This window comes from Streptococcus sp. SK643 (assembly GCF_000259505.1).
Taxonomy (GTDB): Bacteria; Bacillota; Bacilli; order Lactobacillales; family Streptococcaceae; genus Streptococcus.
Genome location: NZ_AJMM01000031.1, coordinates 89,955 through 115,340, shown reverse-complemented (window position 1 = coordinate 115,340; position 25,386 = coordinate 89,955). Strand labels below are relative to the sequence as shown.

The 25,386-nt window shown below is 38.0% G+C and carries 35 protein-coding genes and 1 tRNA gene; 4 read left to right on the top strand and 32 right to left on the bottom strand.

All coding sequences use genetic code 11. The features are described 5' to 3' along the window. Positions 1-41 precede the first annotated feature (41 nt). The 16 genes from HMPREF1117_RS11310 to HMPREF1117_RS11240 form a co-directional block, all read right to left on the bottom strand. On the bottom strand, positions 42-359 hold the full coding sequence (locus HMPREF1117_RS11310; protein ID WP_000183093.1) for a hypothetical protein: 318 nt from the start codon (positions 357-359) through the stop codon (positions 42-44). Between the two features lie 402 nt (positions 360-761). Beyond that, a complete protein-coding gene (locus tag HMPREF1117_RS12135; protein WP_442852130.1) occupies positions 762-959 on the bottom strand; it encodes an HNH endonuclease in 198 nt (65 codons plus the stop codon). Between the two features lie 59 nt (positions 960-1,018). Further along, complete coding sequence (locus tag HMPREF1117_RS11305; protein ID WP_000244575.1) at positions 1,019-1,474, bottom strand: SMI1/KNR4 family protein; 456 nt, start codon at positions 1,472-1,474, stop codon at positions 1,019-1,021. A gap of 76 nt (positions 1,475-1,550) precedes the next feature. Beyond that, positions 1,551-1,751 (bottom strand): hypothetical protein, encoded by a 201-nt coding sequence (locus tag HMPREF1117_RS11300; protein ID WP_000383529.1) that lies wholly within the window; start codon positions 1,749-1,751, stop codon positions 1,551-1,553. Positions 1,752-1,845: 94 nt separating this feature from the next. Beyond that, positions 1,846-2,385, bottom strand: coding sequence for a T6SS immunity protein Tdi1 domain-containing protein (locus HMPREF1117_RS11295; protein WP_000910135.1), 540 nt, complete (start codon positions 2,383-2,385; stop codon positions 1,846-1,848). A 33-nt stretch (positions 2,386-2,418) separates the two neighbouring features. Next, complete coding sequence (locus tag HMPREF1117_RS11290) at positions 2,419-2,601, bottom strand: hypothetical protein (protein WP_001213612.1); 183 nt, start codon at positions 2,599-2,601, stop codon at positions 2,419-2,421. Between the two features lie 91 nt (positions 2,602-2,692). Then, positions 2,693-3,136: a hypothetical protein gene (locus tag HMPREF1117_RS11285; protein ID WP_000191418.1), complete on the bottom strand. Its 444-nt coding sequence runs from the start codon at positions 3,134-3,136 to the stop codon at positions 2,693-2,695. Positions 3,137-3,187: 51 nt separating this feature from the next. Next, on the bottom strand, positions 3,188-3,517 hold the full coding sequence (locus tag HMPREF1117_RS11280) for an Imm59 family immunity protein (protein ID WP_001204095.1): 330 nt from the start codon (positions 3,515-3,517) through the stop codon (positions 3,188-3,190). 15 nt (positions 3,518-3,532) lie between these two features. After that, positions 3,533-3,859, bottom strand: a complete 327-nt coding sequence (locus HMPREF1117_RS11275) for an Imm59 family immunity protein (protein WP_001063608.1) — start codon at positions 3,857-3,859, stop codon at positions 3,533-3,535. 50 nt (positions 3,860-3,909) lie between these two features. Next, the gene (locus HMPREF1117_RS11270; protein WP_000245970.1) at positions 3,910-4,452 is read right to left on the bottom strand and encodes a hypothetical protein; all 543 of its coding nucleotides are present in this window, start codon (positions 4,450-4,452) and stop codon (positions 3,910-3,912) included. Positions 4,453-4,801: 349 nt separating this feature from the next. Further along, positions 4,802-4,873 (bottom strand) — tRNA-Arg (locus tag HMPREF1117_RS11265). A 42-nt stretch (positions 4,874-4,915) separates the two neighbouring features. Then, a complete protein-coding gene (gene rplS / locus HMPREF1117_RS11260) occupies positions 4,916-5,263 on the bottom strand; it encodes a 50S ribosomal protein L19 (protein WP_001068669.1) in 348 nt (115 codons plus the stop codon). Between the two features lie 118 nt (positions 5,264-5,381). After that, positions 5,382-5,711 carry a fluoride efflux transporter CrcB gene (gene crcB / locus HMPREF1117_RS11255; protein ID WP_000237414.1) on the bottom strand — a complete coding sequence of 110 codons (330 nt, stop codon included), beginning with the start codon at positions 5,709-5,711 and terminating at the stop codon, positions 5,382-5,384. Beyond that, positions 5,705-6,079 (bottom strand): fluoride efflux transporter CrcB, encoded by a 375-nt coding sequence (crcB, locus tag HMPREF1117_RS11250; RefSeq protein WP_000712091.1) that lies wholly within the window; start codon positions 6,077-6,079, stop codon positions 5,705-5,707. The genes crcB (HMPREF1117_RS11255) and crcB (HMPREF1117_RS11250) overlap by 7 nt, the downstream gene beginning before the upstream one ends. Then, a complete protein-coding gene (locus HMPREF1117_RS11245; protein ID WP_000362433.1) occupies positions 6,076-6,342 on the bottom strand; it encodes a chorismate mutase in 267 nt (88 codons plus the stop codon). Before HMPREF1117_RS11245 ends, crcB (HMPREF1117_RS11250) begins: the two co-directional genes overlap by 4 nt. 115 nt (positions 6,343-6,457) lie before the next feature. Beyond that, positions 6,458-6,901, bottom strand: coding sequence for a flavodoxin (locus HMPREF1117_RS11240; protein WP_001162121.1), 444 nt, complete (start codon positions 6,899-6,901; stop codon positions 6,458-6,460). A 103-nt stretch (positions 6,902-7,004) separates the two neighbouring features. On the opposite strand from HMPREF1117_RS11240, the gene HMPREF1117_RS11235 reads away from it, so the two are divergent. Then, complete coding sequence (locus HMPREF1117_RS11235; RefSeq protein ID WP_000401754.1) at positions 7,005-7,943, top strand: DHH family phosphoesterase; 939 nt, start codon at positions 7,005-7,007, stop codon at positions 7,941-7,943. A 92-nt stretch (positions 7,944-8,035) separates the two neighbouring features. Continuing rightward, positions 8,036-8,278, top strand: coding sequence for a type B 50S ribosomal protein L31 (locus HMPREF1117_RS11230; RefSeq protein WP_000710764.1), 243 nt, complete (start codon positions 8,036-8,038; stop codon positions 8,276-8,278). A gap of 283 nt (positions 8,279-8,561) precedes the next feature. On the opposite strand, the gene HMPREF1117_RS11225 is transcribed toward HMPREF1117_RS11230, so the two are convergent. The 16 genes from HMPREF1117_RS11225 to HMPREF1117_RS11150 form a co-directional block, all read right to left on the bottom strand. Next, the gene (locus HMPREF1117_RS11225; RefSeq protein WP_000670856.1) at positions 8,562-9,377 is read right to left on the bottom strand and encodes an endonuclease/exonuclease/phosphatase family protein; all 816 of its coding nucleotides are present in this window, start codon (positions 9,375-9,377) and stop codon (positions 8,562-8,564) included. 51 nt (positions 9,378-9,428) lie between these two features. Then, positions 9,429-11,615: a PTS transporter subunit IIBC gene (locus HMPREF1117_RS11220; protein ID WP_000974091.1), complete on the bottom strand. Its 2,187-nt coding sequence runs from the start codon at positions 11,613-11,615 to the stop codon at positions 9,429-9,431. A gap of 187 nt (positions 11,616-11,802) precedes the next feature. Beyond that, on the bottom strand, positions 11,803-12,729 hold the full coding sequence (ftsX, locus tag HMPREF1117_RS11215; RefSeq protein ID WP_000625567.1) for a permease-like cell division protein FtsX: 927 nt from the start codon (positions 12,727-12,729) through the stop codon (positions 11,803-11,805). Further along, positions 12,722-13,414, bottom strand: coding sequence for a cell division ATP-binding protein FtsE (gene ftsE / locus HMPREF1117_RS11210; RefSeq protein WP_000022277.1), 693 nt, complete (start codon positions 13,412-13,414; stop codon positions 12,722-12,724). Before ftsE ends, ftsX begins: the two co-directional genes overlap by 8 nt. Positions 13,415-13,431: 17 nt before the next feature. Then, positions 13,432-14,527, bottom strand: a protein-coding gene (gene prfB / locus HMPREF1117_RS11205) for a peptide chain release factor 2 (protein ID WP_155811828.1) whose coding sequence is annotated in 2 segments (ribosomal slippage) — positions 13,432-14,454 and positions 14,456-14,527 — 1,095 coding nt in all. Because the reading frame shifts where the segments join, the coding sequence is not laid out codon by codon here. A gap of 110 nt (positions 14,528-14,637) precedes the next feature. Next, positions 14,638-15,294, bottom strand: coding sequence for a CBS domain-containing protein (locus HMPREF1117_RS11200; RefSeq protein WP_000268656.1), 657 nt, complete (start codon positions 15,292-15,294; stop codon positions 14,638-14,640). Positions 15,295-15,658: 364 nt separating this feature from the next. Continuing rightward, entirely contained in the window at positions 15,659-16,369 is a 711-nt protein-coding gene (locus HMPREF1117_RS11195) for an ABC transporter ATP-binding protein (RefSeq protein ID WP_000062200.1), read from the bottom strand. After that, entirely contained in the window at positions 16,369-17,133 is a 765-nt protein-coding gene (locus HMPREF1117_RS11190) for an ABC transporter ATP-binding protein (RefSeq protein ID WP_001185999.1), read from the bottom strand. The genes HMPREF1117_RS11195 and HMPREF1117_RS11190 overlap by 1 nt, the downstream gene beginning before the upstream one ends. Then, the gene (locus tag HMPREF1117_RS11185) at positions 17,133-18,089 is read right to left on the bottom strand and encodes a branched-chain amino acid ABC transporter permease (protein ID WP_000662287.1); all 957 of its coding nucleotides are present in this window, start codon (positions 18,087-18,089) and stop codon (positions 17,133-17,135) included. The genes HMPREF1117_RS11190 and HMPREF1117_RS11185 overlap by 1 nt, the downstream gene beginning before the upstream one ends. A 3-nt stretch (positions 18,090-18,092) precedes the next feature. Then, a complete protein-coding gene (locus HMPREF1117_RS11180; protein ID WP_000941434.1) occupies positions 18,093-18,962 on the bottom strand; it encodes a branched-chain amino acid ABC transporter permease in 870 nt (289 codons plus the stop codon). 117 nt (positions 18,963-19,079) lie between these two features. Then, positions 19,080-20,240 carry an ABC transporter substrate-binding protein gene (locus HMPREF1117_RS11175; RefSeq protein ID WP_000726115.1) on the bottom strand — a complete coding sequence of 387 codons (1,161 nt, stop codon included), beginning with the start codon at positions 20,238-20,240 and terminating at the stop codon, positions 19,080-19,082. A gap of 62 nt (positions 20,241-20,302) precedes the next feature. After that, on the bottom strand, positions 20,303-20,590 hold the full coding sequence (locus HMPREF1117_RS11170; RefSeq protein WP_000462116.1) for a YlbG family protein: 288 nt from the start codon (positions 20,588-20,590) through the stop codon (positions 20,303-20,305). Between the two features lie 78 nt (positions 20,591-20,668). Next, positions 20,669-21,259 (bottom strand): ATP-dependent Clp protease proteolytic subunit ClpP, encoded by a 591-nt coding sequence (clpP, locus tag HMPREF1117_RS11165; RefSeq protein WP_000613473.1) that lies wholly within the window; start codon positions 21,257-21,259, stop codon positions 20,669-20,671. 166 nt (positions 21,260-21,425) lie between these two features. Next, positions 21,426-22,055 carry a uracil phosphoribosyltransferase gene (gene upp / locus HMPREF1117_RS11160; protein WP_000517030.1) on the bottom strand — a complete coding sequence of 210 codons (630 nt, stop codon included), beginning with the start codon at positions 22,053-22,055 and terminating at the stop codon, positions 21,426-21,428. An 87-nt stretch (positions 22,056-22,142) separates the two neighbouring features. Next, positions 22,143-22,610 carry a deoxycytidylate deaminase gene (locus tag HMPREF1117_RS11155; protein WP_000136971.1) on the bottom strand — a complete coding sequence of 156 codons (468 nt, stop codon included), beginning with the start codon at positions 22,608-22,610 and terminating at the stop codon, positions 22,143-22,145. A gap of 17 nt (positions 22,611-22,627) precedes the next feature. Continuing rightward, complete coding sequence (locus tag HMPREF1117_RS11150; RefSeq protein ID WP_000003904.1) at positions 22,628-23,185, bottom strand: TetR/AcrR family transcriptional regulator; 558 nt, start codon at positions 23,183-23,185, stop codon at positions 22,628-22,630. Positions 23,186-23,309: 124 nt separating this feature from the next. On the opposite strand from HMPREF1117_RS11150, the gene HMPREF1117_RS11145 reads away from it, so the two are divergent. Next, the gene (locus tag HMPREF1117_RS11145; protein WP_000219959.1) at positions 23,310-24,155 is read left to right on the top strand and encodes a DegV family protein; all 846 of its coding nucleotides are present in this window, start codon (positions 23,310-23,312) and stop codon (positions 24,153-24,155) included. Between the two features lie 54 nt (positions 24,156-24,209). Next, the gene (locus HMPREF1117_RS11140; protein WP_000680042.1) at positions 24,210-25,382 is read left to right on the top strand and encodes an NAD(P)/FAD-dependent oxidoreductase; all 1,173 of its coding nucleotides are present in this window, start codon (positions 24,210-24,212) and stop codon (positions 25,380-25,382) included. The last annotated feature ends 4 nt before the right edge of the window (positions 25,383-25,386 follow it).

Below are 25,386 nucleotides of genomic sequence, written 5' to 3'. Positions count from 1 at the left end.
TTTCAATACTTTCCAACCATATGGAATCCCCCATCCGTTACCTAGTCTTTTAATAAGCTATCAATTCTTTTTAGCAATAAAGAAAATTGATCATTTCTTCTTTTCATGTATGCGTAATCCGAGTCCATGATATAAAAATCCGATAAACCATCTCTTGGGAAAAACATACTTTTGTACATTTTTCGAATTTGCTCTATACATTCAATTGGTAGTTCAGGATTTTCTATAGTTTCTATGATTGCTATCATATTTTTCAGCGTCTCTATAAAACACTTAACATTATGCTGTTCCTTGTACTCTGATAAAAATTCTATTAATTCAGTTAACGAATCTGTTAATTCTTTTTTTAAATTGGTCATTATGCCATTCTCCAAAATATCCTTTACTCTTTATAGAAACCGAGTTTATATCCGACATCTATATTTGACTATCTCATAAACTTCCTCGATAGCCTCTTCTTCATTTTTAAAGCAAGCAATTTCAATCAAACTCTGACGTTCTGTCACTTCATATACCAGAAATTTATTTGATTTCGAATCCAGAAAATACCCTATTGCAAACTGCTCTAATGCTTTTCGATTTAGATAGACTGTATGATATTTAAGCTCACTTCAATGACTCTCTAAAAAATCAAGTAAGTCTAATGTAACCGTAATTAAATTTTATTTTACCAAAAGTCTTATGATTTATTTCCATTGTTTTTTTAAACCTTTCTTTCTATAAAACTAATAGTTTTTTAACTTCAGCTCCCCAAAAGTGCTTTAAGCACCTATATGTCTATGTATATGTCTCTCAACTAGTTTTATCAAGCTAAGTTCTTCATAGTAGGACCAAGTCTTCCTCTTTAGGACACTACGATTTTTTAATAATTCTATTTCTTTCCATATGAATTTTAGTGCGAATTCATTATTGGCCTTAATTTGCTTACACAAGTCTTTATTAACCGTATTTCTCTCGATTTTTAAACAGGCATCTAGTTCGGTGAAAATCTATTCAGATAATTCCCTTAATTATGCTCTTAGTTCTGTATCAAAGCCATAAATTCAGAAAATGTTTTAGCTAAAAAATAGGCATTAATCTCATCATTTGAGGATTCTAATTGATACGTATCGTCGTAATAATATAGGCCTTCATTCTCATCATCACTTTGCCAAAATAGTAGAAATCCATGCTGAATAGTGTCACCAATAATAATGGAATGTTCAAAAATATCATTCCGATATTCTTCTGTCCACTGCTCTATATCAGCATTTTTAATTCCCGTATTTATACCAAACATAGTATCAATATTGATAACTTCATCTATTTGGTTAATCTTAATTGAATTTTCAAATTTATAGGATAAATTCCTTCCTCCATTTTGTGTAACTAAAAATGCTTTATAGTCCTCTGGAAGTTGGATATCAAATCGTTTTTCTAAAAGTTTGATATCTTTTTCTTCCGCATGCCCAAATGAGTCTATAGTTAATACCATTTTATTTACCTCCTAATTTCAGAATTGAGATGCCAGCTCTATGAGTAAAACGTCTATGAATAGCACTATCCACCTCTTAAAGAGTATTACCTAATCCAGCATCACCAGCCTTAGAGAAATCTCTGATTCTTCCTTCAAAACCATTATCCCAGTTATAATTATCAAGCAAGACAAAGAGTTCATCTTCACTATTAATAGATTTAACTAGTTCCACAGCTTCAGCATTGCTTTCAGAATATAAAACATATGATAGTTTATTTAATTTTGTTACATCCATTTTTAATACCTCAATCTAATTTATTGTCAAAACGTTCCTATAGTTTCTGTGTTGCATCTTGATTTTGATTAGATTATCAAAAATATGATCACTTTTAATCTCCGATAGGCCCAGCAAATTGAGTAATCAGTAAAATATGCTCATACATTTTTACCTTATCCAGATGATTCACTTCTTTAAAGCCTCCCAAAGCCAAAAGTGGCACAAATCCAAAACACTCTGCATAATCAAGCAAACCATATTTCTCTGCTGCCTCATGATAAAGTGGTAAGTCAAAATAATCATCTGTAAAACTTTTGTCAGATAGAAACTTGATAAAAAGTGATAAATTTTCTAAAAAAATATCAAATGTACCATCTTTATATTTAATAATCCCTAAAAATTCGTTCTTCTCCCAAGTTATAATGTCCCCAAAAGCTGTCGCAAAAATAGGTATGGAAATGTCCCCTCTGAAATAGGTCTCCTGAACCAGTTCAAGATACTCATCCGGATTAATTACCTTCAGATAACCGTCTAAAAAGGGCCCAAGACCGTCTTCCTCCCAGATTTGAACTAGCTCTTCTGGAACTTGGTCTTTGTACTTTTTGATTACTTCTTGAGGCACGGTTGCCACTCTTGTAAAATCTTTTAACATATAGACTCCTTTTTTAATAAATAAAGCGAACATTTAGATAGGTAATTTGTAATACTCTGGTGTTATCTTCTCAGCCAAGGCTTGTATCTTCTCATCCACTGCATTTTTTATACTAGTCTTAATAGCCGTGAGGCCTACAATCTTTCCTGTCTTGGCAAAGCTTCTAAGGTATTTACCGGCTGGGATCAAGTCAAGCAGGGCAAAGGCTCCCCTCATAACTCTCTCATTCCCATCCAACTAACGGCCAGTACCTCATTCCTTTGTAAAAAGGCACTTAACTGAATATTAAGTGCCAATAACAAAAATATTATAGCTGATTTTCTTTCACTTCTTCAAACCATTTTTCAAACTCTAGATGTGGAAGCAATTCTTCGTCCTTGTCATAACGCCCTTCATAGCTATAGCGACTATTAAGGGTATTTTTCTGTGCATCATAAATCAACCACATCTCAGTCGGATGTTCACGATTATATTCTTGGCAAACCTCCTGCAATTTCTGCATATCTTTAGTTCCATATTTCAATAAAGCAAATGCCATATTATCAGAATCATCTACTTTTTTTGTCGCAACTTCATTAACTTTTTCCATTCCAATTACAATACCATTAATTTTATAAAATGGCTTAAAACTATACAAACTGTCCGCTATCGCATAAATATATACTTTTTCTGCTTGATTTTGGACATATTCCATTGCTAACGAAATCATACCAACTTGAACTTCCATAAATTTATCTTCGAATTGTGTCATAATATCTCCTTGTATTTGTATCTTATTGATTCTAACTTATCTTAGCACTTGTTATTCTGTTTCATTATCCCATAATGGAGAGGAGTATTCAGGAACTTCCCCATTTTCTACAAAAAGTTTATTTATTTCTACAGTAAGATCTAGTTTTTCTAGAAATTTATTTTTAGCATTCTCAAAATTATAGAATTCCAATTTTTTATTAAAACTTGCTCGATCCATGGTAGCGTAGACATTGTACACTTGCTTAGAATCGTCATATTCGATTACCACTTCCCATTCACTAGGACCATATTCGTTAAAGATAGAATACCTCAAGCTCTCGTAACCTAAATCATGAATGGCTGACAACAGTTCTAAACGTTCTTGGGCTTCATCTCTCATCTTTTCTTGACCTCCTTATTTATCCCACAAACTACATGAATAGTAGGGTGAATCTCCATTCTGTACAAAATATCTGTTCATTTCGATAAAAGACTCCATTAAATTAAGAAAAAATAGTTTTGCCTCTTCAAAATTGTCAAACTCCCTTGTTTTCCCCATTATATAGGTCCGGTCGTCCCGACTATTTACCATAAACTTCCCATCTCGATAGTATAGATGTATGGCCCAAAGTTGACTACTATGTTCATCAAATAGAGCATAATAAAGATTTTCAAAGCCTTTTTCTCTGATTTCTTTTTCTACATCTTGTTTTAACAAATCTAAATTCAAATTATTATTCATATTATTGTCCCAATTAACAGTTTATCTATAGAGTGTTACAAGTCCCATCACTATTTCTCAATAATGGAAAAACGTTCATTTTTTTGATATTTTTGATTCAATCTTTCCAGCTGGTTCATTGGTTTTATTTTAACAAGACCGTTTGGGAAAGTGATGCTGTCGTTCAATTCCTCTTGATAATCCTTAATTCCTTTAGCAATTGCTTGGGCAACTGTCGACGTATGGATTGTAAAACTAGCTATATTTTTTTCTTGCATAAAAAGGATTGCATCAAAAAACAAAACTGAAATATACAAATCAACGGCAGAACACTGGGATAACTCTATAAGACTGCCTTCTAATATATCTTGAATCTTATCAATATCATTCTGCTTGTAGAAATACTCAGCTAATACTTGGCAAATGTCTGTTGGAAAAACATCTGTTACAGAGGTCGGAGACTCTATGCGATATCTTTTTTCACCTCGCAAAATCCCTACAACATTGCCAGCTTGAATAGCTTCTAACAAGAGTTTTCTGTAATTTTTCATTTGATAATCTCTCTTATCTCCAATTTCGAAAAGACTTAGTTCGTTCTCTGCAAAATTTACCATTTTGTTTTTATTAAGATTAGTTTCCGTTTTTTAATCGCTACTCGCTAGAATTTCAGCACCTTCGGGTAATATTTCTTCCAGTTCGGCCTTTGTGAATAAGCCTTGCGCTTTAGGATTTCCTCTTAAAGAGCTTCACATACAATTCTCAGTTTTTCTTTACTTAGTTATTCCTTCTCAGAAATCTAGATCCTAATACTCAATCTAACCCCATAATAAGGAGAGAAATTCCCCTCCAAATAAGCACTTATACTTCTCCTATTATACCACACCTCTATTTTCATCTGAAATGGTTTCCATTTTAGGACAAGAAAAAAACACTGATCATTCAGTGCTTTTTCGATTGAACTATTGCCCCCTGCCGGAATCGAACCAGCAACTACTCCTTAGGAGGGAGTTGTTATATCCATTGAACTAAGGGAGCTAGATAAAAACTCTGCTGAAGAAGCAGAGTTTTTTAGTCGAATTAACGACGGATTTCTTTGATACGAGCTGCTTTACCTTGAAGAGCACGCAAGTAGTACAATTTCGCACGACGTACTTTACCGTAACGAACAACTTCGATTTTTTCAACACGTGGAGTGTGGATTGGGAAGATACGCTCAACACCTACACCGTTAGAGATTTTACGAACTGTGTAGTTTTCTGAGATGCCAGCACCTTTACGTGCGATAACAACACCTTCAAAAATCTGGATACGTTCACGGTTTCCTTCGACAACTTTCGCATGTACGCGAACAGTGTCACCAGGACGGAATGATGGGATATCTGTACGAAGTTGACCTTCAGTCAAGCTTTGGATTAATGGATTCATTTTATTCTCCTATCTTTGTCAATCTTGAGGAATCTTCCTCAGCGGATAAACTGTATTTTTGTGCGTCCATTACACACAAGATAAAGTTTACCAAATTTCCATAAAAAAGTAAAGAAATTTACAACAGAATTCCTAAAAAAATCGCAACCAAACCACCTAGGTAGGTCAAAGCCAGATAAGAATAAAAAACCTTCCTATCGCTCAGCAACCTTTGGAGTTCATCATTCAAGGTAGAGAAGGTTGTTAACCCTCCACAAAAACCCGTCGCTAAAATAGCATAAACTTCCTTAGATTCCACATGATTATAGAAAAGTCCAATCAAAAAACAACCTAAAAGATTGGCTATGAGCGTTCCGAGAGGCAATTTAGATGCTTGATTATAGCGAGAAAAGAAATACCGTACGAGCGCTCCTAAGCCACAAGCAATTGCAAGATAGACGATTACCATTTTTTCCTCCCCAAATAGTAAGCCAAGAGCAGGCCTCCACCCATGCTTAAAATGAGATACAAAACTAGGCTAACATAACGCCCTGTATCAAGCAGTTTCACAGCATCAAGCATGAGACTGGAAAAGGTTGTTAAGCCTCCACAAAAGCCCGTCCCCAGTGCTAAAATAACGCCTTTATTGGTTCCCTTATAGACTAAATAACCCTTAACAAGATACACCAAGCAGAAAATACCTAGATAGTTGACAAGAAGGGTGCCCAAGGGGAAATCAGGGCTGGCTGGTAACCAAGTGGAAACCAGGTAGCGGACAAGTCCGCCCAACATAGCAGCTAGAAAAATCCCTAGCGGATAAAATTGTTCTTTTTTCATTTGATATTTTGATCCTGATAATCACGCGAACGTTTGAGTATGTCCGAAAATGTTGCGACAATAGTCTCCTGATAGCGCTTGTCTTCTACACGATTTCTGACCTTTTCAAAAATAACTGCTTCTCTCTTGGTATCTAAAATCGGTTTCCCTGAAGCCTTCTTATAAGCGACAACCCCTTCAACTAAGTGCATTCTTTCTTCTAACAGTTTGACAATCTGATCGTCTATTTGATCAATTTCTTGGCGAATAATATCTAAATCCATATAGTCTCCTCCAGTATTTGAATCATTGTATCAAAAAGTTGGTTAATAGGCTAGTAAAACCCAAAAACAAGGAATAAAAACTGCACTGACTTACCCAATCAGCACAGCTCGATTTCTATCCTACTTTAGCAGCCAATTCTTCTGCAAATTGTTCCAAGCGTTCGATATCTTCTTCTTCAGCAGAGAGATCTACTTTGACACACTCTGAACCCTTTTCTGCTCCTGTAGAAGCAAATACACGATCAAAGTCGTCTACAGCCTTACAGAATTCATCATAGAAGGTATCACCTGAACCGACAACCCCATAGATTTTATCATTCAAGTTTAGATCAGCCAAATCTTCGTAGAAGTCCATCATCTCATCTGGCAACTCACCATCACCATAAGTATAGGTCGCAACGATAGCGATATCCGCTTCCAAGAAGTCTGAAGCGTCAACCGTTGTACATTCATCAACATCGACATCCAAGCCCAAGTCACGTAATTTGTCTGCTACAATATCTGCAATTTCTTCGGTATTACCGGTCATACTGGCAAATACAATTTTTGCTAATGCCATATCATCCTCCTCAATTTATCTTTCTCCATTATATCACATCTTTTTCATTTTAAAAATAAAAATTCTTGTGCTACAATGAAATGAGAAAGAATTGAGGTTATTTATGGAAATTTGCCATCAAATTTTAGAAAAAATCAAAGAATACGACACGATTATCATTCATCGTCATATGAAACCAGACCCTGATGCCTTGGGAAGTCAAGTGGGCTTGAAAGCTCTTCTCAAACATCATTTCCCAGAAAAAACTATCAAAGCAGTTGGTTTTGATGAACCAACTCTTACTTGGATGGCTGAAATGGATCTTGTTGAAGATAGTGTCTACCAAGGGGCACTTGTTATCGTCTGTGATACGGCGAATACTGCTCGTATCGATGATAAGCGCTATCGTCAAGGTGATTTTCTCATTAAGATTGACCACCATCCAAATGATGATTTATACGGTGACCTGTCTTGGGTCGATACTAGTTCAAGTAGCGCTAGCGAGATGATTACCCTATTTGCCCAAACAACCCAACTGGCCTTGTCAGATCACGCTGCTGAGTTGCTCTTTGCAGGAATTGTCGGTGATACAGGTCGCTTCCTCTACCCTTCTACAACTGCACGAACCCTCCGCTTAGCTGCTTATTTGAGAGAACATAACTTTGACTTTGCTGCTCTCACCCGCAAAATGGACACTATGAGCTACAAAATTGCTAAACTTCAAGGCTACATCTACGACCATCTGGAAGTAGATGAAAATGGTGCAGCTCGCGTTATCCTGAGCCAGGAAATCTTAAAACGATTCAATGTCACCGATGCTGAAACTGCAGCCATTGTCGGTGCACCTGGTCGTATTGACAGCGTCAGTCTCTGGGGAATTTTTGTGGAGCAGGCTGATGGTCACTACCGTGTCCGTCTACGCAGTAAAATCCATCCGATCAATGAAATAGCCAAGGAGCATGATGGTGGAGGACATCCTCTAGCTAGCGGTGCTAATTCCTATAGCATAGAGGAAAACGAAATCATCTATCAAAAGTTAAAAAACTTGCTTAAAACCAAGTAAAAGACTTGTCAAACTCATTAGAATTTGATAGACTAGTATGGTAACAATCTATGGCTCGCAAAGAGACCATGGCAGAAAGGAAATATTGCAACATGAAAAAAGATATCCATCCAGAATATCGTCCAGTTGTCTTCATGGACACAACTACTGGTTACCAATTCCTTAGCGGTTCAACAAAACGCTCTAACGAAACAGTTGAGTTCGAAGGTGAAACTTACCCATTGATCCGTGTGGAAATTTCATCAGACTCACACCCATTCTATACTGGACGTCAAAAGTTCACTCAAGCAGATGGACGTGTGGATCGTTTCAACAAAAAATACGGTCTCAAATAATTTTAAAAGGAACAGTTTCGACTGTTCTTTTTTTATTTTCAGCATTGTAATCCAATAACAACTTCTAATAAATGATACGTAGCACAAGTCAAATTCCTAGTCTATCTTATCCAATTTATATCCTCATTTTCCTCGTCCAATGATTATTACAAACTTTGTAAAATTGTTGGCTAATCTTATTCATGAGAATACTCTTTTTGACTAGTAACTTTTTATGAACTTCAAAAAATTTAAATAAATAACAAAAAAAGGTAAAGATACATATCTTAACCTTTTTCTATTGTTATTTCCAACTTAACAGAGCATTCAAACCATAGTGGTCACTGACTTGAGGACTATTTTTACCATCAAATACGACATGTAAATTTTCCACCGCTAACTCTTTGGTAGTAAAAACATAGTCGATTCGAAGGGGTTCAGTGTTCCCCTTCCAGCCATCAATTTCTGGTGGAACAGTATAGCTACCACTTCTTTCTTTCGCAACTTCAAATGCGTCTTGTAAGCCTAATGGACTAGCTAAAATAGCTTTGTAACCGTCCTGACCAGCGGGGTTGTTGAAATCTCCGGCCAGCAAAAGTGGCTTGTTCAATTCTTTCAATACAGCCTCAAATCGTGCCCATTCTTCTTGGAAACCTTTATCCCACCACGAAAGATGGACACTGGCAACTGCAAGCTCCTTACCATCGACTACAGTTTCAGCCAGGGCAACGCGACGAGTATGATAGTCTGTTGGATCATCCACATCTGAAACCAAAATTTCTCGTGCTTTAATAGGCGTTTTAGATAAGATAGCCACACCTTCATGGTAGCGATCATAGCCGATATGGTTATAGGCCCAGGTCCAATAGTAATTTTTCCCTTGCTCAGATAACTTTTCAACCAAAAGTCTAACATAATGATCTTGATGAATCGGCTCAGCAGCTGGCAAAGCTTGATAGAGATCATTAACTTCTACCTTAGGCGAGGTGATCTCCTGATTAATTTCTTGGAAACAAATCAAATCATAATCTTTATCAAGAATATCTTCAAGCAAGAGCTGGAATTTTTCCTCAGCTTCTTTTTCCATCCAGCTATGAGTATTGAGTGTTAAAAATTTCATGCTTTTCTCCTAAAACAAGAGGTTGGAAAACAGCTTCCAACCTCAAGTGCATTACAATTCTACTTTAGCAACTGCTGTTTTAGCTGCAAGAGAACCTGTTTGTTCTAATTTAACTGATTTAATAGCTTCAGCATTTGTGAAGACAACAACTGTTGAAGTTTCACGACCTGCTGCACGGATAGCACCCAAGTCAGCTGTGACAAGAAGATCACCTGCTGCAACTTTTTGTCCTTCAGCTACATGAACTGTAAATGGTTTTCCTTCAAGACTTACTGTGTCCAAACCAATGTGAACAAGTACTTCAAGACCTGCTTCAGTCACAAGACCAAGAGCATGTTTTGTAGGGAAAATGCTTGATACAGTACCTGAAACTGGAGATACAATGTTTCCATTTGCAGGTTCTACAGCAAATCCATCACCCATCATTTTTTGAGCAAATACTGGATCTTTCACTTGTTCCAAAGCAATAACTTGACCGTCTGCTACTGAGTAAACTTCCTCAGTAAGACCTTTGAATTGAACAGTGTTTTGTTGTGTTTCTGTCATTTGACTTGGAAGAGTTTCAGGAATGATTTCACCTGAATCAAGGATATCTTGGATATCAGATTTCAATACGTCTGCTTTTGGACCGTAGATAGCTTGAACTCCTTGTCCTTTCATGACAAGACCCATAGCTCCTTCTGCTTTCCATTGTTCTGCATCACCAACTTTGTCAGCGTCTTTAACAGTTACACGAAGACGAGTCATACATGCATCTACATCTACGATGTTTGCACGGCCACCAAGAAGGTTAATGATATTTACAGCTTGAGAAGCAGCTGCAACTTTTGTTTCACCTGAAGCAGCTCCTTCTGAAGCTCCTTCAGCAGTTTCATAGTTTCCGTTACGTCCTGGAGTTGCGTAGTTGAATTTTTGAATCATGAAGTTTGCGATAAAGTACATGATTACGGCAAAGAGAACAGTTACCCAGATAAAGTTAACAATATCCATACCGATACCAGCGCTAATCGCAATAGGTGTACGAGTCAAGAACTCGATTGAACCGAATGAGTGCATACGTAGGTTCACGACGTCAGCCATAGCGAAGGCCGCACCTTGAACAAGTGAGTAAACAAGATACATAGGTGTTGCTACAAACATGAACATATACTCGATTGGTTCAGTAACCCCTGTCAAGAATGTTGCAAGAGCTGTCGCAATCATCATACCTTTATATTGATGTTTCTTGTCAGCATCAACATTACGGTAGATAGCCACGATCACACCCATCAAGATACCGAATGAACCGATCATTTGTCCAACTTTGAAACGAGCTGGATGTACAGTATCTAACAAGTGTTGGTATTGACCAGCATCAGTACCTTTAAGGTTTACAAGGTCTGTTACCCATGCAAGCCAAAGTGGATCTTGACCAAATACTTGACTACCTTTTGCTGCACCAGTTAAAACATCATAAGTACCACCAAGAGCTGTGTAGTTCATTGGGATAGTCAACATGTGGTGAAGACCAAATGGCAAGAGCAAGCGTTCCAAAGTACCATACAAGAATGGTGCAAGAACTGGAGCAGTTTCTTGTGAGTTAGCAATCCAGATACCAAAGCTATTGATACCAGTTTGCACTAGTGGCCAGAAAGCTGAAAGTACAATTGCAGCAATAACTGAACGAAGAATAACTACAAACGGTACAAAACGTTTTCCGTTAAAGAATGAAAGTGCATCAGGAAGCTTACGGAAGTTATAGTATTTATTGTAAGCAGTTGCTCCAATAAAACCAGAAATAATCCCTACGAAGACACCCATGTTAAGTGCTGGTGCTTCCATAACACTGATAAAGTAATCAGAAACTTTGATTGACCCACCTAGTAGTGTTGAAACCATTGCATTTGGATCTTTCAACATATCTCCTGATACACCAAAAATTGTACCAGTGATACGGTTGATTAGGATAAAGGCAAGACCTGCCGCAAACGCACCTCCTGCACGTTCCTTAGCCCAGCTTCCTCCAATAGCGAGGGCGAACAAGATATGAAGGTTAACGATAACCCCCCAACCGATTTGCTCTAGTACTCCACCAGTAGTAACGAGTGGAGCAAAGTTAGGGTTGATCATCACAAGCGACTTACCGATTGAAATCATCAAACCAGCAGCCGGCATAACAGCGATAACCACCATCAAAGCCTTACCGAATTTTTGCCAAAATTCGAAAGACAAGACATTTTTGAATGTATCTTTCATCATTCAAATCTCCTTTATTTTTATTTAGGCAAACGTTTTACGAAAACGTTTGCACTTTGCTATGTATTAATTATACCACTTTAAATTTTTTTGTAAAGGCTTTTATCAAAAAATTAAAGAAAAAGAGAAAGTTTTTATACTTCCTCTTTTATATTTACACCATTATTTTAGTATTTCAAGAAAAATTGCATTAAATCTTTAGGAAACGTCTCATTGATATACCAGATCCAATTGAACCAATAAAAATTCCAATAACAAATAAAAGGGCAATCATCAATGGAGTAAATATATCTGGTGAAATCATAGATAGATTTTGCCCTATCAATGACTGGTTAACAGAATTATAAACCATTTGATAAACAACAAACACCAAAGCTGAAGGGATTGTTGCTCCTAGTAGTCCTATGAAGGCACCTTCAAGTAAGAATGGTCCACGGATGTAACTATTCTTAGCACCAACCAGACGCATAATTTGAATTTCCCGACTCCGAGAAATAATCGTTATACGAATTGTATTTGAAATCAAGAATACTGCAATGAAAATCAACAGTCCTGCGATAACTAATCCCCATACACGGATAAATGATGCTAACTGGAATAGGCGCTCAGTATTTGCACCACCGTCTTGAACCTCAGATACACCATCAATTTTTTTAGCTTCTTCAGTTACAGTCTTTACATCACTTGGTTCATTTGTATCAACAATATAGGCATCATAGAGTGGATTAGCATCACCATCAAAAATTTTCCAGTTATCCCCCATTGTCTCTGTGAGCTTTTCATATTGTTCTTCTTTACTTGAAAAAATTACGCTTTTAACACTCGAAATGTTCCTCAAGGCATTATAGACCTTATGGTAATCATTATTAGTAACTGTCTGTCCTTCTTTTTCAATAGTTTCACTATTATCAGCTACATCCTTACGAATGTATACAACTACACGGACATTGTTTTCAATATCAGTTGCAAGTTTTGCTGTGTTAAAAATGACAGATGCAAATAGAGCAACAAGTGTCAATGTAATCATAACTGAACTCACAGCTGCCACTGTCATCCAGCCATTCCTTTTCAAACTTTTTAGTGATTCAAATAAATGACGAAAAAATCTACTAATCATCGTATCCATATTCTCCTTTTGCTTCATCACGAACGACACGGCCATTTTCGATGGCTATGACACGGTGGCGCAAAGTATTTACAATCTGACTATTGTGAGTAGCCATCAATACTGTTGTGCCTTGGAGATTGATACGTTCCAATAAATTCATAATTTCCCATGAATTATCAGGATCCAAGTTTCCTGTTGGCTCATCAGCAATCAAAACTTTTGGATTGTTTACAATGGCACGCGCAATAGCAATCCGTTGTTGTTCTCCACCTGAAAGCTCATTTGGGAAAGAACGCACCTTGTGTTTTAAGCCAACCAAGTCTAAAACTTCCATGACACGCTTTTTAATGTTTCTGCGACTCTCACCAATTACTTCCATCGCATAGGCAATGTTTTCATAAACTGTTTTCTTAGGCAAGAGTTTATAGTCCTGAAAGACCACCCCAACACTGCGGCGTAATAAAGGAACATCTTTCTTTTTAATTTTAACCAGATTAAAACCTGCAACTGTCAGACTACCTTTTTCAATCTTAACTTCTCTATACAAAGAGCGAATAAAGGTAGATTTACCAGCACCTGATGGGCCTACTATATAGGCAAATTCCCCTGGTTGAACTGTAACTGAAACACCACGCAAGGCAGTTGTTCCATTGTCATATTTTTTGACAACATCTCTCATTTCAATAATTGACATGTGAGTTCCTTTCTATCTTAGCTAATTCTCCACTTGAGATAGGCATCAATAAAACCATCTAGATCTCCATCCATGACCTTATCTACCTGAGCAACTTCAAAGCTAGTTCGATGGTCTTTTACCATAGTATACGGTGTGAAGACATAAGAACGGATTTGACTTCCCCACGTGATTTCTTTTTTCTCACCTTTCAGAGAATCTACTTCTGCTGCTTTCTTTTCCTGCTCCATTTGATAGAGTTTTGCCTGCAACATCTTCATGGCACGATCTCTATTTCCATACTGGGTACGGTCGACTGTTGATTGAACAACAATACCTGTTGGAATGTGGGTTAATCGGACACCTGTTGATACTTTATTGACGTTTTGTCCACCAGCACCACCTGATCGGAAAGTATCCATCTTGATATCATCTTCACGGATGTCAACTTCAATAGTATCATCCAACTCCGGCATGACTTCTACAGAAGTAAATGAGGTGTGGCGGCGTTTAGCAGAATCAAATGGTGATATACGAACCAAACGGTGAACACCCATTTCCGACTTAAGAAGCCCATAAGCATTTGGTCCTTCAAAAGACAAGGTAACTGACTTAATTCCAGCTTCATCACCTGCTTGGTAATCTAAAATTTCAACTTTAAAGCCATTGGCATTTCCATAACGGGTGTACATACGAAGTAACATATCTCCCCAGTCCTGTGCCTCTGTACCACCTGATCCTGGGTGTATTTCCAGTATAGCATTATTATGGTCGTAGGGTTCTGATAACAATAAAGTCATCTCGTAGCTAGTCATCATCTTATCTAACTCAGTCAACTGGTTTACGAGTTCTTCCTCTACCGACTCATCTTCTACTAAAAAGTCTAATAAAATTTCGACTTCATCCTGCAACTCTTCCATTTTATGGAAGGTATTGTAGGTATTTTTTAATTCATTTAATTCTTGCGACGTTTTTTGAGCCGCAATATTATCGTTCCAAAAATCAGGTTCTGTCATCTTGTTCTCCAAGATAGCAATCTCTTCCTCTAAACCTTCGAGGTCAAAGAGACCCCCTGAAAGAAGCTAATTTTTCACGATTTGCGTCAATTTTCTGACGAATTTCTGAAATGTCCATAGATACTCCTTTTTTATATCATTTTATTATACCATAATCTCTCATTTCTTTCCATTCTTTTACATTTCAGTGTTTCTAATGAAGAAAAAAGAGGCTATCAAGCCTCTTGTTTAAAGAATTTTTGCAGAGGTTCTGTTAATCTCCTCTACTTGAATTCCTTCTTTTTCGAATTTTTCTTTTAGAGAAGTCAAGTCAATCATTCCATCAATTTGAACCTCAATCACAACTTTACCATCCTTACGTGGGATATTCACCGTGTGAGAAATATTGAGGTTTTCTTCTACGATTAAGGAAATAATTTTCCCAAGTACCCCAACTTTATTTTCTGTAATGAATCGTACTCGAATTCCTTCTTCGCCATAACCAGCAATTTCAAGAAAAGCTTGAAAAACATCTCGGTCAGTAATAACACCATAAACCTGATTATTATCCACTACAGGTAGAATGCCAATTTTGTTTTTTAACATCAGGTAGGTTGCATCTTCTAAGCTTGCATACCTTGATACTGTGATAACATCACGAATCATGACATCTTTAACTTTTGTCTTATTCAATAGGTAATTCATCTCAAAGATAGAAAGACTGGTTGCTTTTGATGGACTTGCTTGCGCAATAGTTCCTTCGGTTACCAAACCAACTAATTGATCATTTTCAATTACTGGTAGACGGTGTAATCCTTGTTCTCTCATCAAATCTGCTGCATGTGATACTGTCGTATCAGGACTAATATAGACGACCTTACGGGTCATAAAATCTTTAACTGCCATGAGACTACTCCTTTTCTTTTGTTAAACTTATTATACATCCTTTTTGTAGTTCTATCAAATGCTTACAATTCTTTTTCAACATTCTAAAAAAAGAATTAGCTAGCAAAAAGAGCTCGGATATTGAGCTCTATGAATGAAAGATTTAGAATCTCCATTCAATTTTTCGTATCAATCAGTAGCAAGTAACAATTCTCTAGGTATGATAATTACTTTGCAATCTCCACCTGCAACCTAAACCAGTCTCCCAGACTATCTGAAAATCAGTTACACAGTCTTTATCTCCCGACTAAAATAATCCACCAGTCTATAATGATGATTGCTTCGCAATCTCCATCCACCGACTAAAACAATCCACTGGATTGTTTTAGCCACCTAGATATGCTTTTCTGACTTCTTCTGATGAAGCGAGTTCTTTTCCTGTTCCTGATAGGACAATCTTACCTGTTTCTAATACATAGCCTCGGTCAGAGATTGCGAGTGCCTTATTGGCATTTTGTTCAATCAAGAGGACGGTTGTCCCTTGTTTCTGGATATCTTGAATGATATCAAAAATCTCTTGAATAAAAATTGGTGCAAGTCCCATTGATGGTTCATCTAAAAGAAGAAGTTTTGGTGTTGACATAAGAGCGCGTCCCATGGCAAGCATTTGTTGTTCTCCTCCTGAAAGAGTTGCTGCATCTTGATTCTTACGTTCTTCAAGACGAGGAAAGCGTGAGAATACTTTCTTCAAGTTAGCTTGATTTTCTTCACGATTTTTCTTTAAGAAAGCTCCCATTTCTAGATTTTCCATAACAGTCAAACCAGGAAAGACGTGGCGTCCTTCTGGTACTTGTGAAAGACCACCTGCCACGATTTTCTGAGCTGGCATTTTTTGGATTTCTTGACCTAAAAATTCAATCTTTCCTGAGCTTGGTCGAACTAGACCTGACAAGGTACGGAGAATGGTTGTCTTACCTGCACCATTGGCACCGATAAGGGAAACAACTTCTCCTTCATTTACTTCAAAGCTTACATCACGGACTGCCTGGATCATGCCGTAATGCACAGAAAGATTATCAACTTTTAACATAGACATTAGGCTTCACCTCCTAGATAAGCTTCGATAACGCGTTTATTGGTCTTAATTTCGTCTGGAGTTCCTTGAGCAATTAAACGACCGTATTCAAGTACGTAGATGCGTTCTGTAACTTCCATGACCAGATTCATATCGTGTTCAATCAGCATGATCGTAATCTTAAATTCATCTTTGATACGACGAATTAACTCAGTCAATTCGGCTGTTTCCTGTGGGTTCATACCTGCTGCTGGTTCATCTAAAAAGAGAATTTTAGGTTCTGTAGCAAGGGCACGAACAATTTCCAAACGACGTTGTTGTCCGTAGGCAAGGTTTTTAGCAAGAGTATCTGCATCACCATCTAAATCAAAAATTTTCAGCAATTCCAAAGCCTTAACTTTTAATTCTTTTTCACTCTTGTAAAAAGCTGGTAGGCGTAAAAAACTAGCAAAAACATGTTGTTTGTGATGGTTACCAAAGGCAATCAAAACATTGTCTAAAACTGTTAAATCTTTAAAGAGACGAATATTTTGGAAAGTACGTCCAAGCCCCAAAGAAGCAATCTTATAAGGTGACTTCCCATTCAAAAGGTGACCATCTAGGGTTACTGTTCCCTCACTTGGTTCATAAACACCCGTCAAGAGGTTGAAAAGGGTGGTTTTACCAGCTCCGTTTGGACCGATTAGTCCAACCAGTTCCCCTTCGTTCAATTCAAGAGTCACATCTCCAACAGCTGTTAGACCTCCAAAATGTTTGGTTAACTGTTTTACTTCAAGTAATGCCATTAGTTTTGTTCCTCCTTCTTAGATTTTTTAAAGAAACGTGATAGGCTCAATTCCCATGTCCCAAGGAGTCCACCTGGTCTGAAAATCATTACCAATACCAAGGCAAAAGCATAAATAATCATACGCACACTAGCAACATCTTGGAGAAGCATATTCAAAATCCCAAGAACAATAGCAGAAACAATCGCACCTGTAATGGAACCAAGTCCACCAAATACAACAATGATCAAAACGTTGATTGAGTTGATAAAGGTGTAATCTTTCGGTACAACTGAACCGATAAATCCTGCCTGAAGTGCCCCTGCAATACTTGCAGTAATAGCACCAAAGACAAAGGCGATAATTTTAATTTTAGTCGTATTAACCCCAACTGACTCCGCAGCGATTTCATCCTCACGAACGGAGAGGGTTGAACGACCAATTGGACTACGCAAGAAGTTCAAGGTTGCAATGGTTGTAATCACGACAAAGAAGTAAACCATTTGCCAAGTTGTAAAGTTTGGAATTCCCAAGATACCTGCCGCACCGTTTGTAAGGCTTCCACCATTGATGATAAAGATACGGATAATTTCAGAAACGCCTAGAGTCGCTACCGCAAGATAGTCCCCCTTCAAACGCAAGGTTGGAATTCCGACAAGTAAGGCAACCGCTCCTGAAAGCAAAACTCCTATTAGCATAGCTCCAAAGAAGGCACCGTAGGTTGGTGATTTTGAACCAATAATAGCAGCTGCATAGGCACCAATCGCCATGAAACCAGCATGACCAAGTGAAAATTGTCCTGAAAAACCAACGATTAAGTTGAGTCCAACAGCCAGAATAATATTAATTCCAATTTGTTGTAAAATCTGTACATAGAATAGGTTGAGTACTCCGACTGAAACCAGAACACTAATCAAGCCATAGCCAGCTAGTAAAAGGAGTAACCATAAAATATTAACTTTTAAATTTTCTTTCATCGTTTACACCTTCTCTTTCACATTTTTACCAAGGATACCAGCTGGGCGGACAAACAAGATTAACAACAAGATTCCATAAACAATGGCATCACGGAAGTCTGACATCCCAAAGGCTGTCGCAAAGGTTTCTAATAAACCAATTACAAAGCCACCAAGAGCCGCACCAGGAATGATTCCGATACCACCAAGTACTGCGGCAACGAAAGATTTAAGACCTGGAGTAACCCCCATCAAAGGCTCCAGAGAGTTATAATAGAGGGCAATCAGAACACCAGCCGCACCCGCAAGAGCAGAACCCAAAGCAAAAGTAAAGCTGATCGTACGGTTTACATTGATTCCCATCAATTGTGCTGCATCGCTATCTACTGATACTGCACGCATGGCTTTCCCCATCTTGGTCTTTTGGACAATGACTTGTAACAAAATCATTAAAATCAAGGAAATAGCCAAAATCATTAACTGCACATTTGTTAGGCTAATTGGTCCCAAATCATAGCGAACTGTTTGAATCGCTTGAGGAAAGGCACGGGTATTGGCACCAACTAGATAGACCATGCCATACTCCAGTAGGAAGGAAACCCCAATAGCTGTAATCAAAACAGCAATACGAGTAGAGTGACGCAAAGGTCGGTAAGCAAGGAACTCAATCACGACACCAAGAAGGGCTGTCGCTAGCATAGCTACAATAAGCGCTACAAAGAAATTCATTTGGAAATAATTAATCAAGAAATAACCGATAAAGGCTCCCATCATATAAATATCACCGTGGGCGAAGTTGATGAGCTTGATAATCCCGTAAACCATGGTATATCCTAGAGCTAACAGCGCATAAACACTACCTAGAATCAAACCATTTACTAGTTGTTGGAGCATAAGATTCACTCTTTCTATTTATAATATTAGAGGGCTTTCCCTCTCTTGTTGATAGGTTCTTAAACATCGAAACAGGGAGTGAGTCAGAGGCTCATTCCCTATTTCAACATTTTTCTATTATGGTTTTACAACTTCTGCTGCTTCAACCTTACCATTATTCATGGTCATCATGTAAGCAGTTTTAACTGTGTTGTGGTCTGCATCGAAGCTTGTTTGACCAGTTACACCTTCAAAATCTTTTGTTTTAGCAAGATTATCCTTGATCTCACCTGAGTTTTTAGCACCTTTTGCTGCGTTTGCTACAAGGTGAACTGAATCATAAGCCAAGGCTGCAAATGTTGAAGGTTCTTCATTGTACTTAGCACGGTACGCGTCAAGGAAAGCTTTTGCTTTAGCTGAAACTTCTACAGTAGTTGAGAAGCCTGAGATAAAGTAGATGTTTGATGCTTTTTCAGCAGTTGCTTGTTGTACAAACTCTTCGCCGTTGAATCCATCACCACCAACGATTGGCTTGTCAATACCCATACCACGCGCTTGGTTTACAATTTTACCAGCTTCAGTGTAGTAACCAGGAACAACGATCGCATCAAAATCTTTCCCTTTCATTTTTGTAAGGGCTGCTTGGAAGTCTGTGTCTCCTGCTACGAAAGTTTCATCTGCAACGATCTCACCCTTATATGATTCGCGGAAAGATTTAGCAATACCTTTAGCATAGTCACTGGCATTGTCAGTGTAAAGAACAACTTTCTTAGCATTTAATTTTTCAGAAACATAGTTTGAGATAATTTTTCCTTGGAAGCTATCTTGGAAAGTTCCGATAAAGAGGTAATCTTGACCTTTAGTCAATCCATCTTGAGTCGCACTTGGTGAAATCAATGGAACACCTGCTTTTGTAGCGTTAGCTACCGCAGCTGCAGTTGCACCAGATGTCGCAGGTCCTACGATTGCTGATACCTTAGATTGGGTTACAAGGTTAGTTGTAACTGAAGCCGCCTCTGCTGTTTCAGACTTGTTATCTTTATCAACTACTTCGATTTGTTTTCCGTCGATACCACCTGCTGCATTGATTTCATCAACGGCAAGTTGGGCACCTTTTTGTTCAGATGTCCCGTAGGCTGCTACGGCACCAGTTTCTTCAAAGTTAAATCCGATTTTGATTGTCTTCTCATCTACTGAGTTACCAGCAGCGTTTGACGCTCCAGATTTCACTTCTCCACAGGCTGCAAGAAGTGCTACACTTGCAAGCGCCACAAACGATAGGGCAAATTTTTTCTTCATCTTTTTTGTCTCCTTATTTCTTAAATAGTATGTTAAGAATATACCGAATTATCAGAAAATTGTCAATACTTTTCTTGAACTTTTTCAATGATAACGTTTTCTTCTCGATAAAGATTGCCAACAAAGGGTGTTTCTAGCTCTTGGATATGACAAACTCTGACTTTTTTTATAAACTTTTCTTTACTCAAGTGCCCGACTAATTGCTCCACTTCTTGAGTTGGAACATAGAGTTGTAAGTAGCGATGCTTCTTGGAATGGTAGGTAATATCTCCATAATCTTGAATTTTTTTTGCATCTCGATTATAGTAAAGATAGATAATCAAGCCAGATCGGTTGACTTTTTCAAACATGATAAATCCTCTTTCTAAGAAATCTCTCCCTATTATACCAAAAAAAGCAAACCCCGTCGAGTTTGCCTTCTATCATCATTAATTCAATGAATTGTTGGTCATAATTTCGTCAATAAAACCATATTCAAGTGTTTCTTGGGCACTCATCCAATTATCACGCTCTGCATCCGCGTGGATTTTTTTAACAGACTGACCAGAATTCTTAGCCAAGATTTTTTCCAAGTTGTTACGGGTCTTTAGTAAGTGCTCTGCAGCGATGGCCATATCTGTTTGTTGAGTACCACCACCTGTACCACCCATCGGTTGGTGAATCATATACTCAGCATTTGGAAGCATGAAACGTTTGCCTTTTGCTCCACTTGAAGCAATGACTGTCCCCATGGATGCTGCCATCCCCATGACAATTGTTTGGACATCTGCCTTGATAAAGTTCATAGTGTCAACAATAGCCAAACCAGCTGATACCGAACCACCAGGTGTATTAACATAAAGATAGATATCTTTTGTACTATCTTGAGCATCCAAGAAAAGTAATTGGGCAATAACAGAGTTAGCCATATTATCTTCAACTGGACCTGTTAGCATGATAATGCGATCTTTTAGAAGACGTGAATAAATATCGTATGAACGTTCTCCACGACTTGTTTGTTCAATAACTACAGGAATCATTTATTTCTCCTTTTAAGTGTTGATGTTATTCGTCAAATGACTAAAGATAAGTCTATTATAATATCTTAGTCAAAAAAGGTCAAATTTTTGCTCTGCTCCCACCACAGAATCAAAAACTCAACCTCCCCTTTTTACTTGAAATCTTTTTCAAGTATACATTTAATTGTTACTTAGTCCCAAACAAACGGTCGCCAGCGTCTCCAAGACCTGGAACGATATAACCATGTTCGTTCAAGCGTTCATCCAAAGCTGCTGTAAAGATTTCTACATCTGGATGAGCTTCTTGAAGAGCTTTGACACCTTCTGGTGCAGATACAAGGCAGACAAATTTGATATTTGATGCACCACGTTTTTTAAGAGAATCAACAGCCAAGATTGCTGAACCACCTGTTGCCAACATTGGATCTACAACAAAAATTTGACGTTGATTAATATCTTCAGGCAATTTCACCAAGTACTCAACTGGTTGAAGTGTTTCTTCATCACGGTACATACCGATGTGGCCAACTTTAGCAGCTGGAACCAAGCTCAAGAGTCCATCAACCATCCCAATACCTGCACGTAAGATTGGAACGATGGCCAATTTCTTACCTGCCAATTGTTTTTGAACTGTTTTTGTGATTGGTGTTTCGATTTCCACATCTTCTAGTGGAAGATCACGAAGTACTTCATATCCCATCAACATTGCAATCTCATCTACTAGCTCACGGAAAGCTTTTGTAGAAGTATCTGTACGACGCAAGATTGACAATTTGTGTTGAATCAGTGGATGATTAATGACTTCAAGTTTTCCCATTTTTTGAGTTCCTTCTTTCAATTTATTCTTCTCATTATACCAAAAAATGGTTTAAAAATCTTCCTGAACAATTTATTTTTAACAATTTTAAATTAAATCTGTTTCTTTGATAGCTTTCTGTACCATTTCAAGTGGTAAATGGGTCAACTCAGTTCCCTTTTCTTGATAAAGATATTGGGCATAGTCATCCATCCGATATTGATTAATATAAACTACACGCTCACAACCGACTTGAAGGAGTTGCTTGGTACAGTTAAGGCATGGGAAATGAGTAACATAGGCCGTAAAACCTCTTGGGACACCTCTTCCAGCCCCTTGTAAAATAGCATTAACTTCAGCATGAAGAGTCCGTACACAATGCCCCTCAATAACGAGGCAATCATGATCAATACAATGCTCAGTCCCTGACACCGAACCATTGTAACCAGTGGAGATTACCTTATTATCTTTCACAAGAATAGCGCCAACTTTTGCTCGTTTACAAGTGGATCGATTGGCAATTAGTAGGGCTTGAGCCGCAAAATACTCATCCCAGGCAAGTCTTTTTTCAGTCATTCTTTTTCTCCTTTTCACTACTTCTTAAAAAATGGTAATTGTAAATCCGCAATCTTTTCGGCAGGTACCTTCATGCCATCTTTTATCCACTTTAAAAGGACAGATACAATGGCAGAACTCCAAAAAGAATGAAGATAAGAGCTAACACCTTTTGATTTTCCATGGTATTTTTCCAGAAACTCTTGCATAGCTTGAACAAAGATTTTTTCCAAATGGTAATCCAAGGCCAATTGAATGACTCTTGCCTCTTTTTTAGCCTCTCGAAAAAGATGAACCCAAACAAGATATAAATCTGTCTTGACATCATAATGATGGAGTTGCTCCATAATATTATGGACACTACGTTTAAAGACACTTTCTAAAATAGCCTCTTTGGAATCATAATTTCTATAAAAAGCTGCCCTTGAAACTCCAGCTCGCTTAACCAATTCTGAAATACTAATCTTGGTCAACTCCTTTTTTTCCAAGAGTTGTAAAAGAGCTGTTTCAATTGCTTCTCTAGTTAGAAGATTAGATTCTTGGTTCGATTTTCGGAGATTTTCAAGAGACTTTTCAGATATTTTGCGTTCAGACATAACAATTTCTTTCTACTTGTCGCAACAGACGTATTAGGCTTTTGTTTCAAGGGATTTCATGATATAATTGTAAAAAAAGACAGAACCTTTGTCAATGTATAAATGATAAAGATGGAGAATTTCTATGACTTGGAAAATTGTTGCTGATTCTGGTTGTGATTATCGTCAACTAGTAAGCCCTGCAACTGACACAACTTTCGTTAGTGTTCCCCTAAAGATTCAAGTAGCGGACCAGCTATTTATTGATGATCATCATCTTAATATCGACCAGATGATGGAAACCATGTATGCTACTTCAGAAGCTTCAAAATCAGCTTGTCCAAGCCCAGATGATTATTTACGTTCTTTTGAAGGGGGAGATAACATTATTGTAGTAACTATCACTGGAACGTTATCAGGAAGCCACAATAGCGCGCAACTAGCAAAAAACATTTATTTAGAAGAACATCCTGAAACCAACATCCATGTCATCGACAGCTTGTCAGCGGGTGGGGAGGTTGACTTGTTTGTTGACAAGTTAAATGAATTAATTGGACAAGGTCTCTCTTTTGAAGAAGTGGTTCAAACCATTACTGCCTATCAAGAAAAAACAAAGTTACTCTTTGTTCTAGCTAAGGTCGACAATTTAGTGAAGAATGGTCGCTTGAGCAAACTTCTTGGTACTGTTGTTGGTCTTCTTAACATTCGTATGGTTGGTGAAGCAAGCGAAACTGGTACTCTAGAGCTACTCCAAAAAGCTCGTGGACCTAAGAAATCACTTCAAGCTGCCTATGAAGAGCTAGTTAAAGCAGGGTATTCTGGTGGACGTATCGTCATGGCCCATCGTAGCAATGAAAAATTCTGTCAACAACTGTCAGACCTTATTCTTGAAAGATTCCCTCAAGCAGACATCAAAATCCTACCCACTTCTGGACTCTGCAGTTTTTATGCTGAAGACGGTGGTTTACTCATGGGGTATGAAATTAACTAATTATTTACATTCAAGAGACGGTTTCCCGTCTCTTTTTTGTGGTACAATACTCTTATGAAACATTTTGATACTATTGTCATTGGCGGAGGCCCTGCCGGTATGATGGCTACTATTTCCAGTAGCTTTTATGGGCAAGCCACCCTTCTCATCGAAAAAAATCGTAAACTTGGTAAAAAATTAGCAGGCACAGGTGGTGGACGTTGCAATGTAACTAACAACGGAACCTTGGATGACCTATTGGCTGGTATTCCAGGTAATGGTCGCTTTCTTTACAGTGTCTTTTCCCAGTTTGATAACCATGATATCATCAACTTTTTTACAGAAAACGGTGTTAAACTTAAGGTCGAAGACCACGGCCGTGTCTTTCCGGCCAGCGACAAATCGCGAACCATTATCGAAGCTCTGGAAAAGAAAATCACCGAGCTAGGTGGACAAGTTGCTACTCAAACAGAAATCGTTTCTGTTAAAAAGATCGATGAGCAATTTATCCTTAAATCAGCTGACCAAACCTTCACTTGTGATAAACTCATTGTCACAACTGGTGGAAAATCCTATCCTTCTACTGGTTCGACTGGTTTTGGTCACGAGATTGCCCGTCATTTTAAGCACACCATTACAGAGCTTGAGGCCGCTGAAAGTCCTTTGTTGACAGATTTTCCACACAAGATCTTGCAGGGTATTTCGCTGGACGATGTGACCCTAAGCTATGGTAAGCATGTCATCACTCACGATTTGCTCTTTACCCATTTTGGTTTGTCAGGCCCTGCTGCCCTGCGTATGTCTAGTTTTGTCAAGGGTGGGGAGGTTCTCTCTCTAGATGTCTTGCCACAAAAATCTGAGAGTGACTTGGTTGCATTTCTAAAAGAAAATCGGGAAAAATCCTTGAAAAATGCTTTAAAAACCTTGTTGCCAGAACGTTTAGCAGAATTTCTTGTGCAAGGATATCCTGAAAAAGTCAAACAGCTGACTGAAAAGGAACGCGAACATCTGCTCCAGTCTATCAAGGCTCTCAAAATTCCTGTCACTGGTAAAATGTCATTGGCTAAGTCCTTTGTCACCAAAGGAGGCGTCAGTCTTAAGGAAATTAACCCTAAAACTCTGGAAAGCAAGCTCGTTCCCGGTCTCCACTTTGCCGGCGAAGTCCTAGACATCAATGCCCATACGGGCGGATTCAATATCACTTCAGCACTCTGCACTGGTTGGGTGGCAGGATCAAATCCAATCTAAATCT